The sequence below is a fragment of the Neomesorhizobium albiziae genome (assembly GCF_900114255.1).
Classification (GTDB): domain Bacteria; phylum Pseudomonadota; class Alphaproteobacteria; order Rhizobiales; family Rhizobiaceae; genus Neomesorhizobium; species Neomesorhizobium albiziae.
On sequence record NZ_FOSL01000002.1, the window covers coordinates 392,521 to 411,583 of the forward strand.

The window sequence follows — 19,063 nt, forward strand, 5'->3', positions numbered from 1 at the left end:
GATGCGCTTCGCACATTTTTTCGTCGACCGGCCAATCTTTGCGTCGGTGGTTTCCATCGTGGTGCTGATCGTCGGCGCCATCGCCTATACCCAGCTCCCTGTCGCGCAATATCCGGAGATTGCGCCGCCAACCATCGTCGTTCGCGCCGCCTATCCCGGCGCCGACGCCGAAACGGTCGCGGCGACCGTCGCCACGCCGATCGAGCAGGAGATCAACGGCGTCGAGAACATGCTCTACATGTCGTCCTACTCGTCGAACGACGGGGCGATGGCGCTGACCGTGACCTTCAAGCCGGGCACCGATCTCGACCAGGCGCAGGTGCTGGTGCAGAACCGCGTGTCGATCGCCGAACCGCGCCTGCCGGAAGACGTCAGGCGGCTCGGCATCACCACGGCCAAGAGTTCGCCGGACCTGATGATGGTCATCCACATGCTGTCGCCGGACGACACCTACGACCAGCTCTATGTGTCGAACTATGCACGCTCGCGGGTGCGCGACGTGCTGTTGCGGCTCGACGGGGTCGGCGACCTCATCATCTTCGGCGAGCGCGAATTCTCGCTGCGCATCTGGCTCGATCCGGAAAAGCTGTCGGCCTACGGCCTGACTGCGGCCGACATCGTGCAGGCCCTGCGTGACCAGAACGTGCAGGTTTCCGGCGGCGCCATCGGCGCTCCGCCGATGAACACCGGCACTGCCTTCGAATATACCGTGACCACGCAGGGACGCTTCGACGATGCGCGCGACTTCCGCTACGTCATCGTCAAGTCGACCGAGGACGGAAGACTGATCTCGCTGCAGGATGTCGCCCGCATCGAGCTTGGCGCCAAGGACTACGTGACCAACTCCTATCTGGACGGCAAGCCGGCGGTGGCGCTCGGCATCTTCCAGCGGCCGGGCTCGAACGCGCTTGCCTCCGCGGCTGAAATCCAGGCGAAGATCGCCGAACTGTCCCGGGATTTCCCGAAAGGGCTGGCCTACGACATCGTCTACAACCCGACCGAGTTCATCCAGCAGTCGATCAACGAGGTCTACAAGACGATCCTTGAGGCGATGGCGCTTGTCGTCATTGTGATCCTGGTCTTCCTCCAGTCGTGGCGCACGGCCATCATTCCGATCGTCGCCATACCGATTGCGTTGATCGGCACGCTTGCCGTCCTCTACGCGGCGGGCTTTTCGCTGAACATGCTGACGCTCTTCGGCCTTGTGCTGGCGATCGGCATCGTCGTCGACGACGCGATCGTGGTGGTGGAGAATGTCGAGCGAAACATCGCGCTCGGGATGGATCCCAACCCCGCCTCGCATATGACCATGGACGAGGTGGGCACGGCGGTCATGGCGATTTCGCTGGTGCTGATCTCGGTGTTCGTGCCGGCGGCGTTCATCCCCGGCATCACCGGACAGTTCTATCTGCAGTTCGCCATCACCATCGCGGTCTCCACGGCAATCTCAGCCTTCGTTTCGCTGACGTTGTCGCCGGCGCTCGCCGCACTGCTGCTCAAGTCGCATCACGAGACACAGAAGCCGCCGCGCACTGCCATCGGGCGTTTCGGGCGCCGGCTGGCGGATGGGTTCAACCGCGGCTTCGACCGGGTCTCGGAATGGTATGGCCGTCTGGTCAAGGCGCTGGTCGGCTCCACCATGGCGTTGCTGGCCATGCTCGCAGTCTTTGCCGTGCTGATCTATGCGACGGTGTTCATGATCGAGAAGGTGCCCACCGGCTTCATCCCGACCATGGACCAGGGCTATGCGATCGTCGTGGTGCAGTTGCCCGACGGATCGTCGATCGAGCGCACCGACGCGGTCATCCAGAAGGCGACCGACATCGTCCGCAAGACGCCCGGCGTTCGCAACGCCGTGGCATTTTCGGGCTTCTCCGGCGCCACGTTCACCAACGCCAGCAATTCCGGCGTCATCTTCACTCCGTTCACGAGCTTCGAGGAACGGCTGGCAAGCGGCCTGACTGCGGAAAAGATCATCGGTTCGCTGTATGGCAGTCTGCAGGGGCTTCAGGAGGCCTTCATCATCGCGCTGCCGCCACCGCCCGTGCCGGGCATCGGCAATTCCGGCGGCTTCAAGATGCAGCTGCAGGAGCGCAACAGCGCCGACATGCGCCAGATACTGGCTCTCGCCTACGAACTGGCGGGCAAGGCCAACCAGACCCCGGGCCTGGCTGGTGTGTTCACCACCTTCTCGGCATCGAGCCCGCAATACTTCCTGGCCATCGATCGCGACAAGGCGCGTATGCTGAACGTGGCGATCCCGAGCATCTTCGAAACGCTTTCGATCAATCTCGGCACCGCCTACGTCAACGACTTCAATGCCTTCGGCCGTGTCTACCAGGTGAGGGCGCAGGCCGATCAGGCCTTCCGCCTCGACCGCGACGACATATTGAAGCTCAAGGTGCGCTCGCAGTCGGGTGAACTGGTGCCGCTCGGCACGCTGGTCGAGATCCAGGATTCGACGGGTCCCGCGCTGGTGCAACGCTACAACATGTATGTGTCGGTTCCGGTGCAAGGCAACGCCGCGCCGGGCGTCTCGACGGGCGAAGCGCTGCAGAAGATGGAGGAGCTTGCCAACGCGACGCTGCCAGACGGAACCTCCTTCGAGTGGACCGAACTCGCACTCCAGGAAAGCCAGACCGGAAACACGGCGATCTTCATCTTCGGGCTGTCCGTGCTGTTCGTCTTCTTGGCGCTGGCGGCCCAGTATGAAAGCTGGATCATGCCGTTCGCCATCGTGCTGATCGTGCCGCTTGGCGTGCTGGCTGCGATGATCGGTGTCTTCATAAGAGGGCTCGACAACAACATCCTCGTGCAGGTGGGGCTCATCGTGCTGATCGGTCTGGCGGCCAAGAACGCCATCCTGATCGTCGAGTTCGCCAGACAGGCGCAGGATCGTGGCCTGTCGCCGGTCGATGCAGCCGTCGAGGCCTGCCGGCTGCGCCTGCGGCCGATCCTGATGACGGCCTTCGCTTTCATCCTCGGCGTCGTGCCCTTGATGATCGCCACCGGACCCGGTGCGGAAATGCGCCAATCGCTGGGCACCACGGTGTTCTCCGGCATGCTGGGCGTGACGATTATCGGCCTTTTCCTGACGCCGGTCTTCTATGTCTCGCTGCGGCGGTTGTTCCCGTTGCGGGTCAAGCAGCATCCGGCCGAGGAAGTGCCGGCCGAATAACGCTGCATTTTCATGTACGATGGTAAAAGGCCCGGATCACTCCGGGCCTTTTCCGTTCCGGGCAAGTGCCCGCCCCGGTGCGGTGGGGCGGGCTCTGCGGACATTGTTGTCAAATTGTCAAGGTGACATGACGTATGGGAAGTGCTGCGCCGCGATCTTCTCGACACGTTATCAAATGGAATGTTCCCATTACTCGCACGGTTCGCTCGACAATCGCTTTGGCCGTGGGGCACGATTGCCGTAGAAAGGCTCAGGGCATTTGCAGCCAGGTGGAATCACTTGGCGTTGCACAAATGCGGCTAAAACAAGCAGATGGAGCGGGATGCTCGGTTCAATCTGAATGCATTCCGCTCTAGGGTCCAATAGGGAAATCGATATGTCGCCGCCACATCCGGATGAAAGTGAAAGGGAGACGATACCGAGGCCGGCAAAGATCGGCGCCGACCTGTTCGAACTGCTATTCGCCGGATGCAAGACCGAACACCATGCGGCAGGCCAGCATCTCTTTGTGCAGGAGGATATCGCCGACAGGGTCTACGGCATCCTGCGCGGCACCGTCGAGATATCGCTCTATTCGGTTGGCGGTAAGAAGCTTGTCGCCAATATCGAGCGCCCGCCAGCCGTGATCGGCGAAATCGGGGCGCTGGACGGCGGCCCTCGCACCGCCACCGCGATCTGCCTGGACGATTGTGATCTTGTTTCCATCAGCCGTGGGCAACTTTTCGAACGGATCGAGCGGCATCCGGCTCTGGCCCGGGCGATGATAGAAATTCTGTGCACCCGGCTTCGCTGGGTGACCGGTCAGCTCGGCGATCAGGCGTTTCTGGGAATAGAGGCGCGGCTGGCCAAACGGCTGCTTTTTGTCTCCGCCATGATGTCGGACCCTACCGGCTGGATACCGATCTCGCAGTCCGAACTCGCCGAATTTCTGGGCGTCACGCGCGAGTCCGTCAACAAGACCCTCAACGAATGGCGCAGCCGGTCGATCATCAACATGAAGCGCGGCGGTGTGCGCATCGAACGGGCCAGCGGGCTGCGCGTGATCGCCGAAGCAGAAGACGATTGACCGTCAGAGCATGATCCCGAAAAACGGAAACCGGTTTTCGGAATAGACGGGCTCCCGTCAAAGCCGTGAAATTAGAAAGCGCAACGCGGAGCGGCTTGGCATGAAGAAATAACCGCCGCCTTTGGTGGTGACGAAATTCGGAATGCCCTTCAGCACCAGGGTGCCTTCCCATCTGGGGATGGAAAAGCGGCCGCCGCCCTTTTTCTCGTCCTGCGTGCCGATGGTCGGATCCTTCTCCTTCATCAGGCCGTGGAACGATCCGGACGACACCCAGGTCTGCTGCATGAACTCATACTGCCGCTCGATATCGGCGTTCAGGCACATGAACAGCAGGCCCTTTTCAGGCTCTCCGTCCTCCTTCTTCTTTTCGTAGGTGCGTCCGACACGCAGGATGCGATGGCGCTTGCCGATCTTGAGCTGAATTTCATGGTCGTCGCCAAGTGAATCGCGCGGGTTCGAACGGCGTATGTGGGAGCCCAGCGGGCAGAGCAGCCCTTGCGGGTCTTCGGCGCCGAAGGTGAAGTCGTTGTCGATCGGCCTTTTCTCTCGGCCGTCGGGATTGCGCACGAGGGAGGACCCATCGGGCCAGCGACCAACCATTTTCGCGGCGATCCATCGCTCCGTAATTTCCGGGTCCTTACGCCCGCGCGCCGCCGCCTGGCAGAAGTCCTTGAATTTTTCGACATGCTGCTCGAACTGGCGAACCACCAGGAACGAGCCGTTCCGGCCGAAATCGTGAAGGCCGGTTTCGCCTCCCATGGAATTCATCTCGTTGAGCGTCGGCAGGATGCCGTCACGGTCCTGCGCGGCACTTGTCGTCACTGCCGGCGGGAAGTAGCCGTGTTCGTCGCGGTAGCCGAAAAGGAATTCGCCGGGCGCGACCAGATGCAGGGGCGAAACCGAGGAGTTCGCTCGAGCCGTTCCCCGCACGATCGGTTGCGAAATACCGTCGACAAAGCCGAAATGTTCCTTTGCCCGTTTTTCGTCGCGATTGACGACCAGCGGCAATTTCGCGGCGCGCTCCAGGCCGGCGGCTTTCAGCTGCTTCTCCAGGTCGGTAACGTCGGATTCCAGCTTTTCTTTGCTTGCTGCATAGCAGACAACGACGGCATCCACGGGGTTGCGCGCCGAGCCCCACTCCCATTTCGCCGGCGCGCTGTCTCCGACATCGTCAAGAATGCGGCTGCGCGAGGCGCTGCCCATGCCTTGCCGGAACGACAGCGCGAAGTTTTCCATGGGGTCGTGATCGGGGTCGCAGTCGAGCCCCAGGCGCCTGAGGCCGTCGGGACCGAAGGCGACTGTCATTGCCTGGTCGGTCAGGACGCGATCGCCGAAGGTCGTCCGCTCGGCGATGAATTCAAGCCAGGCCTTGCGTTTGCGACGCGGGCTGCCGTCCGGAATACGGATCGCCAGCATGGCCCCATATTTCAGGGGACCGAAGGCGTTGAAGAAGATCGTCTGGATTTCGCCCAGTTCGAGCGTCTCGATCGGTGGCGGGGCGGCATCCACCAGGTTGATCCTGGCGCTGTCCTTCGCAATCAGCGGCCGCGGTAGCGAGCCGAAGAGGCTGATCCAGTCGCGCGCCTGGTTTGCCGTTGCATGCGCGATGCCGTAGCGGATTTTCGAATTGATGCGAATGCGCGCCGTGTTGACGGGATACGCCGAATACCAGAAGAGGGTCGGCACCTGTTGTGTCCGGGCCCAACGCTTGAAGCGCTCACCGTCACGCGCGCCTGCCCCGAACAGCCAGCGTGTCGCCGGAAATCCTATCGTGTTGCTCCACACGCCGGTGAGCCCGTTGGCCGCCTTGGTTATGAAATCCTCGAGATAGCTTTCCCAGCTGCCGCCGTAGTTGCTGAAGAACATCAGCTGGTTGGTGCCGGGTATCGAGATCCAGCGGGCGAAGTGGATCGTGTTGATGTTGGACAGATATCCCGGCCGGAAGACTTTCTGCGCCGATATCGAAATCACGTAGAAGGTAAGGCGCAGGGCCAGACGCCGCAACCGGCCCGGCTTCATGATCGAGATCGCCGTGAGATGGTTCTGGGCGGCGTGGTCTTCGCGCTCGTTGATGGCTTCGAACCGGCTGAGCTCGATCATTTTTTCGCTGGGCTTGTCCTGTTTTTCGAGGCGGCGCAACGCGATGAAGCCAATGCCGAGCGGCACGACAACCAGCAGCGCCAGCCCGACAAGCGTGAGGATAAGGGAGGCGCCGCCAACGAAGAGGTTGCGGAAGAAGCCGGGTAAATATCCAAATACGTATGTGTAAGTCAGCCAGCAGCCGACCAGTAGGGCGATCGTGCTGGCGGCAGCCATGGGGCGCGCCTTCAACGTGGTCAGCGCGGCCTGCCAGAGGCTTCCCTCCGGCTTGTCCAGCAGGTTTTCCGCCGGCTCCAGCACCCATGCGGAAGCGGGGTCTTTCGCGATTTTCCGGCGCACCTCGGCCAGCGTGGCCGCAGCGCTGCGCGTCTCGTTTCCCGGTCCTTCCACTATCTTCTGGACCTTTTCGGCGAGTTTGGCTTCGGCGCGGATACGCTCGACCGACAATCCGGGCGTGCCGGAAAAGACCAGGCCGGCGCTGCTGCCGAAGGATGGCGATATCTTCACCGCGTGCTTGCGCATGAAGTCCGCAAGCGTTTGGCCTTCGAAGTCGCAGGCCTTTCGGATGATACCGCCGAGCACCGGGTCGGAATGATTGGCGAAAGCGTCGATCACCGAAGCTTCTGTCCCGTCGCCCGAAAGCTCGATGATGAGATGGGTGTCTTCGCGTTCGGCGCCTTCAGGGCTCGAAACCGCGATGCTGGCAAAATGAATCACGCCCGTGGCGTCGAGCGCCGCCTTCATGTCGGCGCCGGCCGGGTTGCCGAGCGATGCGATCTCATCGCGAATGTCGCCCACCAACACGGCAGGCTTGAGCGGGCAGACAACGGTGACCATCGAATGCGTCACCGTCCGGCAAAGCGGCGATCGCTCGAAATCCACCTTGAGGCTCTCGGGATAGGCGCCCAGGCGCCTCATCTTTCCCGCCGCACCTTTTGCCCGGCGTAAACCCGGCTTTGCGAAGAGTGCGCGGAAGCTTTCGGCTATCTGCACCTGGGCGACGGCCGATCCGATGCACAGATGGATGCCGTGGCCGAAAACCATATAGTCCCGGTAGGGACGCGTCGTGTCGAAATCGTCAGGTCGGTGCATCGCCTCAGGGTCGAACATCGCAGACAGCGTCGCCGGCATGACGATCGTGCCCTTCTTGATCACGCGTTCGCGGCGCGTTCCTTCGGCGATCAGGGCGTCCCGGGCGGTATAGCGCACCGGGCCGATCCAGATCGGTTTGAAGCGCATCGCCTCCATGATCGTCTTCTGCACCTGCTGTTCGTCGTTGTCGGCGAACGCTTGCTCCAATGCGGCGCGGGCTTCTGGTTTCGACAGCAGAACGTCCAGGCAGTTGCCGCCTGCAAGCAGGTTGGTGGGGCCGAACCCCGCGATCATGCCCATCATGATCGAGTGAATGTCGTCGAGCGTCAGCCGCTTGCGGTCGAGCATCGCGACCAGCCGCGCCAATGGGGCGTTCGGGTTGGTCCTGCCGTCCCTCACGGCTTCGATGGAGCGGTCGATCACCCCGACCATCCGGTCGGCGGCGACAACCGCCACGTCTCTGGTCGCCGGATTGCCGAACGGGTCGGAGAAGAACAGCGCGCTGAGGGCGATCGACCATTCGGCGAATTTCACGTCGTCGTCGACCACGATCCCGAAATAGTCGCGGCAGATGTTGACCGGCACCACCTTGAGCAGGCCGCTTATGGGGTCGAAGCCGGGTTCGGCACGCGTCATGATCGCTTGCGAATGGCGCGCCGCGATCGGCCTGACGATCGCCTCGACCTCATCGGGCGGAAAGGCGCTCAGCACCGCCGACTTCATCCGGCGGTAGTCGGGGCCGTCCTGCATGCCGAGAATGAAATTCGTGCCGCCGGCGATCTCGGTCATCTCGGGACCGTAGGGCGTCTGGAATTCGTCCTGGCGCTCGAGGATGTCGCGCACATCGTCGTTTCTGGTGACGAGCATGAATCGGCCGACGCGCAGCAGCGGTCGGCCGCGCCGAAGCAGCGAAAGCCACCATCTGGGGTTCTCCAGAAACTTGCTCACGATCCGGCTGGCGAAGCCGCGGCCGGTGCGCAGCCGGCCGAGATCGAACCGCGGCAGTTTCGATGCCGGCAGTTCGGCCCGCTGGGCGTCGTGGATCTTTTCGAAATACTTGAGTTTAACCACGCCTTTCGAGCCCCAATGTCACGGCAAAAAAAGCCGGCTATGGTTGACATATGTTTGCGTGCATCTTGCGTATGTGATCGCCTTCACAGTAAGCGCTGGCTCTATATTGAAGAGACAAACACCCGTCATTTTGCCATTTCGAAATTCGCGATCAGGAAATCGTTGACCCGCTTGTCGGTGAACGGAATCCAGCCAACCCGGTCGTTCGAGAAATCCGGATGGCGGGTCTGGAAGACCGCGAGCTCCTGCCTTGCTTCTTCGTAGCGGCCGCTTCGCGAAAGGGCGCCGATCTTGAGAAATGCCGAATAGAAATAGCCCGGCGACAGGCTGAGCGACCGGTCCGCCGTTTCGATGGCCAGGTCCCAGTTGTGGGTGAGGCAATAGGCGGCCGTCAGTTCACCCAGATTGTGGAAGCCGTAGAGATCGAAAGGGCTGAGCCGTTCGGCGTCGCGAAACAGCGGTATGGCCTGCTCTGCCTCTCCAAGAAGCAGGTGGGCGCTGCCCTTGGCCGAGCGCGCGAAGGCGAAGCTGGGGTTGATGTGGAGCGCATCGTCGAGATGCTCCTGCGCCGATCTCGGTAGTCCCCGCATGATGTCGGTGACGCCGAGATGGGCATGCGGACGTGCGTCCTGGCTGTCCATCCGCAGCGCCTTGCGCGCGTAGTCCGTCACCTTGTCGAGATCGGCGCTGTCGCCGAACCGCAGCCAGGCACGCCAGAAATACCACCATGCCAGTTCGTTCAGCACCGCGCTGGAGTTGGGGTCGTCCAGATAGGCCTTTTCGAAGAATTCGAGCGCCAGCGCGGTATCCTTGCGGGTACGGCGGTTCATGTGCCAGCGTCCGCGCCGGACCAGCTGCCAGGTCTCGAGGCTCTCCCATGGCACTTGAAAGGTTCGCGCTTGTTCGGCCCGGTCGACTTCCTTTTCCAGGGTGGAAACGATCTCGCTGCCGATCTCGTCCTGCAGCTCGAAAATGTCGACCAGTTCGCGCTCGAAACGCCGCGACCATACGAGACGCCCGTTGGAGGTGTCGGTGAGCGCGAAGTTCAGCCGGATGTTGCGCCCGCCGCGCGTCAAGGCGCCGGTGACCAGGTATCGCGCGCCGAGCGCGGCGCCGATTGCCTTAGTTCCGAGCGCATCGTCGCGAAACTGGAAACTTGAACTCTTTGCGATGACCAGCATCCAGCGCGTGTTCGAAAGCCCGTAGATGATGTCTTCCGCGATGCCGTCGGCGATATAGTCGATGTCGCGCTCGCCGCTGTCGTTGCGCAGCGGCAAGATGGCGACCGCGGGTGGCCCGTTGGAAGGCGCCTGCCGCGAATGAGAGTTGGCAAAGGACATGGGGATGGCCGGTGCGGCGCTTTTTTCGCGCGCGGCGATAAAGACCCTCACCGGCAGCGCGATGTTCTTGAGCGGGAGTTCGCCGAGGTCGGTGAATTCGGCGGCCGATTTGTCCTTGACGTGGTGCCATGTCGTTTCGGAGAGGGCGAGGCCGTTATGCGGCGCGAATTCCTGGATGCGCGCCGCGATGTTGACGTCGTCGCCGTAAAGATTGTCACCGCGCACGATGACGTCACCCGTGTTGATGCCGGCGCGAAACGGCATCCGCATCTTCTCCGACGCCGAGGCGTTGAGCGTTGCTATCCTCTCCTGGAAATCGAACGCGGTGAGCAGCGCTTCGCTCGGATTGCCAAACTCGGCCATGATGCTGTCGCCCGCGGCGCCGAAAACCCGGCCGCCATACTTGCCGCAGCTTTCCATGATGATTGCGCGCCGCTCTTCGAACGCGGCCACCGCCGATTCGTCGTCGAGCCCCATCAACCGCGAAAAACCAACAGCATCGATCGACATTATGGTCGCGAGCTGATGGGTGTATTGCCAATCAGCCATGGTCCCAGCTTCACCCCTTCTGGGCAGTACAAGCGGACCGAGCCGATCCGCCCGGCTCGCCCGAGACTGTATTCCCCAACCGGAGACCGACGCCGCTTCGGTACCCTCATTTTTCGTATTGGAGACCTTAGATGCCGAGCGACGTTTAGGAAAGTGCTGTGTTGACTAGACCAAAGTCTTTTACGCCCTGAGTTGCCAAAGCAAATCTCGCACGGGGCGTCAAACGTCTTTGCTTAACAGAATAAAGTACGGTTTTAATGTCAGGTTGAAGTGAAAGCTGCCAATATCGCGCCAAGGTTGCTGTTGTACGACCGCGAATTACATTGGCCAAACATCGCACAGGACGCGGTTGGCTGGCGGTCAATGGCGGGAAGGGCGTGGCTTCGATCCGCTCGTAGGCGTCTTCATCCGCGTCCCGTCAAGCCGCTCGTAGCGGACGCCGGGGAAAATGATGATGGTGGCGTCCGTCGACTGCCCGCGCTTTTCGCGAGTCCCGGAGCTGCGCTTCGGCTGAAAGCTTAGAATGTCTCCCATGACTTCCCTCCCTTTCCGCAGAAGGTGCCTATGATTGCGCTGCACTGTTATGCAAAAGCTTGTGCGCCGATGCGTTCGACGCTGTATGATTTTTCATATATTACGATGAAACTGTATGTGACAGCCTTCACATAGGTGGATGGGATTAACATCGTCCATTTTGATCTACGCTAAAAGTATTATGTGTAGTCAAAGCGAGCTATGAATTTGGATGACTTGTAGCGATACTCTGCGCTGCACTCATGTGCCGCGCAGAGGGCGGCATGAGGGTAAGTTAGCAGGCAAAACCGGGTCATAATGAGCGGAGGCCGGAGCGGCGCGCTGCCACCCCGGCCACCCTGGAAGGATTTTCCGCCTGCCCCCACCGTCGCCAAACAAATATACAAGCGATGGTAGTGCGATTATGTGAGTTATGTCACAATATTGGCCAAAAATCGCAAATAATCCTGCGGGTCACTCCGGTTCTTCTGCAGTGTCCGTCATTGCCCAAGCAGTTGGGATACCTCTTGTTCAGTAAGAGAGAGCGGGTTGCTTGGATGACGCTGATACATCTGCCGTCATCTGTTTGCGATTCATGGCTGATCGTCTCTGCACCATCGGCGCCGGCTTGGATGTTTTCGGCGGTCCGAAATCTTGCCGGTTCCCGAATTGAAGCTTGCAGGAAGTTGGCGTCCTTTACAGTCGTATAGAATTTCGACGGATCGAAAGATAATCTATGTTAGCGAGGAAAGTAACAACTTCCGCGCGAATCGATGATTACGGCTCGTTACTTAGAGTACTCCAAATGATTTAGGTATTAACTTGGGACAAGAAACCTCCTGCTGTGTTATGGGTAGCTAATTAAGGAGGGTGGTATGTTGCCTGTGCGCAGCATTGCTTTCGCCGCGCTCGCTGCGATTAGCGTCCCAACCACGACATTTGCCGCTGAGCGGGTCGGACAGGCCGTGCTGATCAAGACGGCGGTTACCGGTGCGAACGGTCCTCTTGCCGTCCGGGGGCCCGTCCATCGCGATGAACGCATCCGCACATCCGCATCGGGCCTTGGCCAATTTGTGTTCCGCGACGGCACCAAGCTGGCGGTGGGTTGGGGATCGTCGGTCGTCATCGACAAATATGTGTTCGACGACGAACGGTCGGTCGCGAAGCTGACGATCAAGGCGACCAAGGGAACGTTCCGCTGGATCAGCGGCAATTCCAAGTCCTCCGCCTACGAGATCGTGACGCCCGCGGGAACGATCGGCGTGCGCGGAACGGCTTTCGATTTCTTTGTCGGGGCCAACGGGCAGACGGCGGTGGTGCTGTTGAACGGCTCGGCGCGTTTTTGCAACGGAGCCGGGTGCCAGGAACTGAGGCGGCGCTGCGACTGTGTGGTGGCCTCGCCCGGGTCGCGGCCTAGTCCCGTGCAACGCGTCAGCCGCAACACGCTGAGAACATTGGGTACGCAAAGGGCGTTGCCGTTCCTTTCGGGAAACCAGGAGCTTGCGCGGGGTTTCGGGGTCACCGGTTGCGGGCTTTCATCGGCGTCGACCCTCGGCAACGGCCAGGGATCAGTGAGGGAGCGGAGTGCCCCGGCGCCTGAAGCGCCTGCTCCGGAAGCTCCCGCCCCGGAGGCTCCGACCCCAGAGGCTCCCGCGGCTCCGGACAGGCCACAAGCCCAGGCGCCGGAACCGCCGAGCGCACCAGCGCCTGATCCCGATCCTCCCGGCAAGCCTGACAAACCCGATAAGCCCGATAAGCCCGACAAGCCCGACAAGCCGGGCAAACCCGGTCATCACCATGGCCATCATCATGACAAACCCGGGAAGCACCACGATAGGGACGACGACGATAAGGGCTGGGGCGGCAAGGACTGGGGCGGATCGAAAGGAAACTGGGGAGGACGCGACAGGGGATCGCGTCGCGGTCGCGAACGCAGCTAGCTAGAGCATGATCCTCGGAAAAGATTATGCTTCAAGAAAGCATGATCCCGAAAAGTGGAGACCGGTTTTCGGAAAGGATCATGCTTCAACAAAGAGATAGAGATCCATTCCGGTTCAATCGGAATGGATCGGGCCTTGGACGCTGTCCCCGGTCTTTTCCGGAGCAGGCTCGCCGGGTTGCGTGAGATAGTGGTCGTGCCGTCGCGATATGCGGCTGTAGAATTCCTGCAGGCCTTCCGTCATTCCAGACGCCTTGACCTTTGCCGCGTGGATGGCCTTCCGGTTGTTGTGCGAGTGCGAGTTCAGCGCCCGCACGAGTTGCAGGTGAGCAGCCTGCAGCTCTGAGAATGCCGTCGACCGGGCAATCTTGTCGTCGCCGACAACCGCATAGATACGGGTGCGCCGGCTCTTCCCCTTCAGTTCCACCGCGCCGGCATCGAGCATGGCGAAACGGTCGTCCAGCGATTGCGCCGCCGCCTCGGAAACGAGAATGTCGAATGCCAGGTGTTTGCAGGAGCTTTCGATACGCGCCGCGACGTTGACGGCATCTCCTACCGCCGAATAGTTGAACCGCGATTCCGCGCCCATGTTGCCGACACAGGCAAGCCCGGTGTGGATGCCGACGCCGATGCCGATTTTTTGCGCGCCGAAACCGAACGCATTGTTCGCGTTGAGGTGCGCCAGCGTTTCGCGCATCGCAAGTGCTGCCCGCACCGCCTTGCCCCTGTGATCGGCGACATCGATCGGGGCGTTCCAGAAAGCCATGATGGAATCGCCGATGAACTTGTCGAGCGTGCCTTCGTTGTCGGTGACATGACGGCTCAGTGCGTCGAGCAGCGTGTTGAGGAAACTCACCACCGCCGTCGGCGACAGCCTTTCGCTGATCTCGGTGAAATTGCGAACATCGACGAACATCACCGTTAGCTCACGCTCGTCGCCGCCGAGGCGCAAGGCGTTTCGGGTATGTTCGATACGATAAAGCAGCGAGGGCGAGAGGTATTGGCCGAAGGCCCGCCGGATTTCGCGGCGCTGCCGATCGGTGACCAGAAACCGGAATGACGTCGCCGCGAAATGGGTGATGGTGCCGGTGACGATGGGCGCCAGCGGATCGAACAGCAGCCCGCCGTAGAGGAACGCCAGCCACGATGCGACCAAGGCAAATGCGGTAATCAGCAGCCCGCACACCAGCGCGATCGCCGGGCTGACGAAGATGGTGAGCGTCACCAGAAGGACGCCAAGCACCGCGACCGCAAGTATTTCCAGTCCATCGGCCCAGTCCGGACGCGAGAGAAAGCGGCCGGACAGGATTTGTTCGATGGTCTGGGCGTGGAGCGAGACGCCCGGAACGTTCTGGCCAAGCGCGGTGGTGCGCGTGTCCTGCAGGGCGGCGGCTGATGTTCCGACGAAGACGATGCTGCCTTCCAGCGTTGCCGCTGTTTCGGGGGAAGCGCCGCCTTCCGCCAGCACGTCTCTTGCGGAGACATAGCGCTTTGCGTTGTCCGGACTGACATACAGCCAGAGTTCGCCGGCCTTGGTCACCGGCACCACGAAATCACCGTTCTTGATGGAGGTGATAATGTCCGGCGCCTCGGGTGCTCCGGCCAGCAGGTAGGTCGACGCGCCTTGCGCGACGCGCAGCGCCTCCATGGCGAGATTGGGGTAGAACTGTTCGCCGTCCGTCAAAAGAAGCGGAACCGTCCGAACCACCGCCGAGGAAGCGCCCGGGTTCAGGTTGATATGGCCGATGCCCGACGCGGCGGCCTCGAGCTGCGGCCTGAGTGGCGCAGCCGCCGTGAAATGCGGCGGCGCATTGATCGGGCTTTCGCCCGTGAAGGCAAAGCCTGCCTTGACCGGCGGCCGGTAGTTGCCCTGATTGGACAGGCCAAATCCCAGCACCACCGGCCGCCCGACGAAGGACCGGGCGAAAATCTCGTCATTGTCCGGCAGCTTTTCGACCAGCGACGGTTCTATTCCTGGAACGTCGCGCACGACGTTGCGCGGTGAGAGACGGTCGGGTTCGGCAAACAGCATGTCGAAGGCGATGACCGAGGCGCCCATTGCGGCCAGTCTGTCGACGAGCGTCGCCAGGCGGTCGCGCGGCCAGGGCCACTGGCCGAATTCGAGCAGCGAGGTCTCGTCGATGTCGACCACATGCACCGGCATGTCTTCGAAAGGTCGGGGTGACAGGCGCTGGTATTCGTCGAATGTCGCGTCGCGCGCCAGTTTCAGCGGCGCCGGATCGCTTGCCCGCAGCATCGTAAGTGCTGCGACGATGGAAAATCCGATAATGATCCCCACCAGTTGGGCGCGTGTCATGACATCGGCGGCAGGCCCCTTTCGCGGGGATGTCCCATGGCATCGGAAACCGGACCCACGCGGATCCTGGTTTGCGCAACAGTAACATGGGCCACACGCTTCCCGGTTACTCAATTCGGCTGCTTGCCGATTTGGCCTCGCGAGAAAGCACGCTTCAATTCGCCGGCTCCCAAGCTTTGCGACCAATCATCCGAATGAATGAATTGGCGGCGCCGACGATCAAATAAGTCACGTCTTTGTCACGCGTTTACTAATATGCCTGATGCTTAACAGATATGTCCGATTCTTGGATGTAAGTAAGTCCAAATCTGGACAGTTGATCTTATCCGGATTTCCAAGATGACTGTTTTTTGTGCAAACGGACGAGGTTTGATCATGAGACCCTGTCGGCCTTGGTCGCCGCAAGACCTTGAACACTTGAAGATGCTTGCAGACAGCAATGTGCGGGTGAACGCAATTGCGCGCAGGTTGAACCGAACCATCAGTGCATTGCGGACCAAGGCTTCCAAGGAAGGCATCAGCCTGATTGAGATCAGCATCCCGCTTCTCTGAGAGTGGTTGCGGCCGACCGGCCGGCATGTACGGCTGGACCGCGTTACCCGTTCGGCCTTTACCGGCTGGCCATCCACTCGGCAACGGCGTCGCGGTCGGCAGCGACAAGTTCATGACCGGCGTCAAGCGTGCGGACGTCGAGGTTCGCGCCGCCGGCCCTCAGCGCTGTCTCCAGCGCGGGGGCAAGGGCGCCATACGGGTCCGATCGCCCTTGCAGCACCAGCACAACGCAGCCTGACAGGTCCGCTGCGGGCGGCTGGTCCAGCACCGCCGCCGCGCGCAGCAGCACCGCGCGCGCGATCAGCCCGGGATGGAGCAGCATCGTCGCCGCCAGCAGGTTGGCTCCGTTGGAATAGCCGAGGAAGACGGTCCGCTTGTCCTCCAGGCCGTAGGCTGCCCTCGCTCCCTCGGTGAAAGCGGCGAACGCTTCGGCCTCCGCGCGTATGTCCTTTTGGTCGAACGAGGTCTGCGAGATGCGCCTGAACCAGCGCGCGACGCCCTCCTCGGTGCTGCGGCCGCGCACGCCGAGCAACCTGGCGTGCGGCGCGACACGGCGGGCAAACGGCATCAGGTCGGCCTCGTTGCCGCCGGTTCCATGCAGCAAAACGATGGTGCTGCCGTCCGGTTCGTCGGGCGTCAGGAAGCGGTGCACGAAGGGCAGGTCGCGATAGATCGGCCTTTCCATGCCCGGCATTGCGAATTGTGGCAGCACCGCCGTGATATCGCTGGCGCGCCCCATCTCAGACGGCGGGATGAACAGCTGCGTTCCAAGCGTTTCCTCCGGCTCGTCGACGGTAAAGCCCGGCCCGTCGGTGGCCAGCTCGAACAGCGTTCCGCCGGGTTCGCGCACATAGAGCGAGGTGAAGTACTTGCGGTCGTGAACGTTGGTCGGGCTTGAATTAAGCTTTCGCAGCGACGCGTTCACCGCTTGCAGTTGTTGCGTATCGGCGCTGCGGAAGGCGACGTGATCGGCGGTGCCGGTTCCGGGGATGCCGGGCCAGAAGCCCGTCCCGTCGCGCACGTCGATGATGTCGCCCGCCTGCGAGACCAGCCGTTCGATCGCGCCTTCCCGCGCGTTGTGCGTGAAGCCGAAATAACGCTGGATGAAGCGCGCGGTCTGCTCCGGCGTCTCGGTGTGGACAGTCGCGCCCCGGATGCCCCGAATGGCGTGGGCAAGGGGGATGTCGCCCGAAGTCCAGTCGCCGGTCGGCCGGTCGGTTCCGACCAGCTTGACGATCACCCCGTCGCGATCGCGCAATCTGAGCACGGTCTCGCCGAATTCGCGCATCGGGCCTTCAGCCGCCACATGGAAACGCAGCGCCCGTTCCAGCCAGAAGCCGATGCTTGCGGGGTCGATGGCGAGCGCCAGCTCGCCGACCTGGCCATGCCCGACACGGCCCGGCGAGCCGTCCTCCCAGACGAGGAAGGTGACCAGCGATCCCGGCGAGCCGGTCTTGTCGCCGTAGAACAGGTGGAGCTGTTCGGCATCCTCGTATCCGCCGGTCCGCTTGACGAGACGCAAGCCGAGAAAGCCGACGTAGAAGTCGACATTGGCCTGCACCTTGCGGGTGATCAGCGTGACGTGGTGAATGCCGCTCGTCATGTCGTCAGCAGCGCCTTTCTCCCGTAGGGCTACGCCGCCTCGCGCACCTGATAGTCCTTCACCGCCTTGAAGCGGATCGCCTTCCAGCGCTCGGCCTCGTAGTTCAGCGAGAATTCGTGCTGCGCCAGGAAAACCGGGTCGTTGTCGAGATCGCGGGCAATATCGCCGCGATGGCTTTCGACGAAGCGCTGCAGGTCGGCCGGATCGTCGGCCTCGATCCAGCGGCACACTGAAAAGCGCGCCATCTCGAAATCCACCGGCAGCGTGTATTCGACCGACAGCCGTTCCTTCAGAACGTCGATCTGCAGCGCGCCGACGACGCCGACGATGGCAGGCGAGCCGTCCTCCGGCGAAAACAGTTGCACCACGCCTTCCTCGGCCATCTGGTGCAGCGCTTCCTTGAGCTTCTTGGCCTTCATCGCGTCCCCAAGGCGGACACGCCGCAGGATCTCCGGCGCGAAGTTGGGCACGCCGCGGAACAGGATTGCCTCGCCCTCCGTCAGCGTATCGCCAATGCGCAAGGTGCCGTGGTTGGGAATACCGACCACGTCGCCAGCATAGGCCTCGTCGGCGGTGATGCGCGAGCGGGCGAAGAAGAACTGCGGCGCCGACAGGCTCATCGGCTTGCCGGTGCGCACCAGCTTGGCCTTCATGCCGCGCTTCAGCTCGCCCGAGCAGACGCGCACGAAGGCGATGCGGTCGCGGTGGTTGGGGTCCATGTTCGCCTGTATCTTGAAGACGAAGGAGGTCATCTTCTCCTCGGTCGCCTCGACCTTGCGCGTATCGGCTTCCTGGTCGCGCGGCGGCGGCCCGTAGGCCCCCAGCGCCTCGATCAGGTCGCGCACCCCGTAATTGCGCAAGGCGGACCCGAAATAGACCGGCGTCATGTGGCCTTCGAGGAAAGCGTCGTGGTCGAAAGGCCGGCAGGCTTCGCGCGCCAGCTCCAGTTCCTCGATGAAGTTCTCGCGTTCATTGTCGGGCAGCAGGCCGGCGGCGCGGTTGGAGTCCGGGCCGTGGACAGGTGTTCGCTCCGCCTCGGCGTCGCCGCGGCGCACCGCGTTCTGCGCCAGGTGGTAGGTGCCGGCGAAGGTCTTGCCCTGCCCGATGGGCCAGGTGATGGGTGCTGTGTCGAGCGCCAGCTTCTCCTCGATCTCGTCGAGTATCTCGAAGGTGTTGCGGGCCTCGCGGTCCATCTTGTTGACGAAGGTGATGATCGGGATGTCGCGCAGCCGGCAGACCTCGAACAGCTTCAGCGTGCGCGGCTCGATGCCCTTGGCGGCGTCGATGACCATCACCGCCGAGTCCACCGCCGAAAGCGTGCGATAGGTATCGTCGGCGAAGTCCTCGTGACCGGGCGTGTCCAGGAGGTTGAAGACGTTGTCGCCATATTCGAACGTCATCACCGAGGTGACGACGGAGATGCCGCGCTCGCGCTCGATCTTCATCCAGTCCGAACGGGTCTGGATGCGGTCCTTCTTGGCCTTGACCTCGCCGGCAAGCTGGATGGCGCCGCCGAACAGCAGGAGCTTTTCGGTCAGCGTGGTCTTGCCGGCGTCCGGGTGCGCGATGATCGCGAAGGTGCGGCGGCGCGCCACCGCCTTGGCTATGTCTTCAGCCATTTCATGATGATCCTGTTGATGGGCGGGCTTCTAGAGCATTTTGCAGCCAAATGGAAACATTTGGCGTCCGCATAAATGCGGCAAAACAAACAGTCAGAGCGAGTTTCCGGGTCCCGAAGGAACC

8 protein-coding genes are annotated in these 19,063 nt (G+C 61.9%); 3 read left to right on the forward strand and 5 right to left on the reverse strand.

Annotated features, from left to right (window positions below; genetic code table 11):
* Window position 1 precedes the first annotated feature (1 nt).
* Complete coding sequence (locus F3H98_RS05525; protein ID WP_149759108.1) at window positions 2–3,178, forward strand: efflux RND transporter permease subunit; 3,177 nt, start codon at window positions 2–4, stop codon at window positions 3,176–3,178.
* A gap of 376 nt (window positions 3,179–3,554) precedes the next feature.
* Entirely contained in the window at window positions 3,555–4,244 is a 690-nt protein-coding gene (locus F3H98_RS05530; RefSeq protein WP_149759109.1) for a Crp/Fnr family transcriptional regulator, read from the forward strand.
* Window positions 4,245–4,301: 57 nt separating this feature from the next.
* Here F3H98_RS05530 and F3H98_RS05535 read toward each other — a convergent pair whose 3' ends face one another.
* Together F3H98_RS05535 and F3H98_RS05540 are read right to left on the reverse strand one after the other, a co-directional pair.
* Window positions 4,302–8,507, reverse strand: a complete 4,206-nt coding sequence (locus F3H98_RS05535) for a cytochrome P450 (protein ID WP_149759110.1) — start codon at window positions 8,505–8,507, stop codon at window positions 4,302–4,304.
* 125 nt (window positions 8,508–8,632) lie between these two features.
* Window positions 8,633–10,396 carry an adenylate/guanylate cyclase domain-containing protein gene (locus F3H98_RS05540; RefSeq protein WP_149759111.1) on the reverse strand — a complete coding sequence of 588 codons (1,764 nt, stop codon included), beginning with the start codon at window positions 10,394–10,396 and terminating at the stop codon, window positions 8,633–8,635.
* A 1,388-nt stretch (window positions 10,397–11,784) separates the two neighbouring features.
* Between F3H98_RS05540 and F3H98_RS05545 the strand changes: the two genes are divergently transcribed.
* Window positions 11,785–12,849, forward strand: a complete 1,065-nt coding sequence (locus F3H98_RS05545) for a FecR family protein (protein WP_149759112.1) — start codon at window positions 11,785–11,787, stop codon at window positions 12,847–12,849.
* Window positions 12,850–12,963: 114 nt separating this feature from the next.
* On the opposite strand, the gene F3H98_RS05550 is transcribed toward F3H98_RS05545, so the two are convergent.
* The 3 genes from F3H98_RS05550 to F3H98_RS05560 all read right to left on the reverse strand — a co-directional run bounded on the left by F3H98_RS05550 (window position 12,964) and on the right by F3H98_RS05560 (window position 18,939).
* Window positions 12,964–15,165 (reverse strand): CHASE2 domain-containing protein, encoded by a 2,202-nt coding sequence (locus tag F3H98_RS05550; protein WP_149759113.1) that lies wholly within the window; start codon window positions 15,163–15,165, stop codon window positions 12,964–12,966.
* Between the two features lie 610 nt (window positions 15,166–15,775).
* Complete coding sequence (locus F3H98_RS05555; RefSeq protein WP_149759114.1) at window positions 15,776–17,320, reverse strand: VOC family protein; 1,545 nt, start codon at window positions 17,318–17,320, stop codon at window positions 15,776–15,778.
* 29 nt (window positions 17,321–17,349) lie between these two features.
* Window positions 17,350–18,939 (reverse strand): peptide chain release factor 3, encoded by a 1,590-nt coding sequence (locus F3H98_RS05560; protein WP_149759115.1) that lies wholly within the window; start codon window positions 18,937–18,939, stop codon window positions 17,350–17,352.
* Window positions 18,940–19,063: the final 124 nt, after the last annotated feature.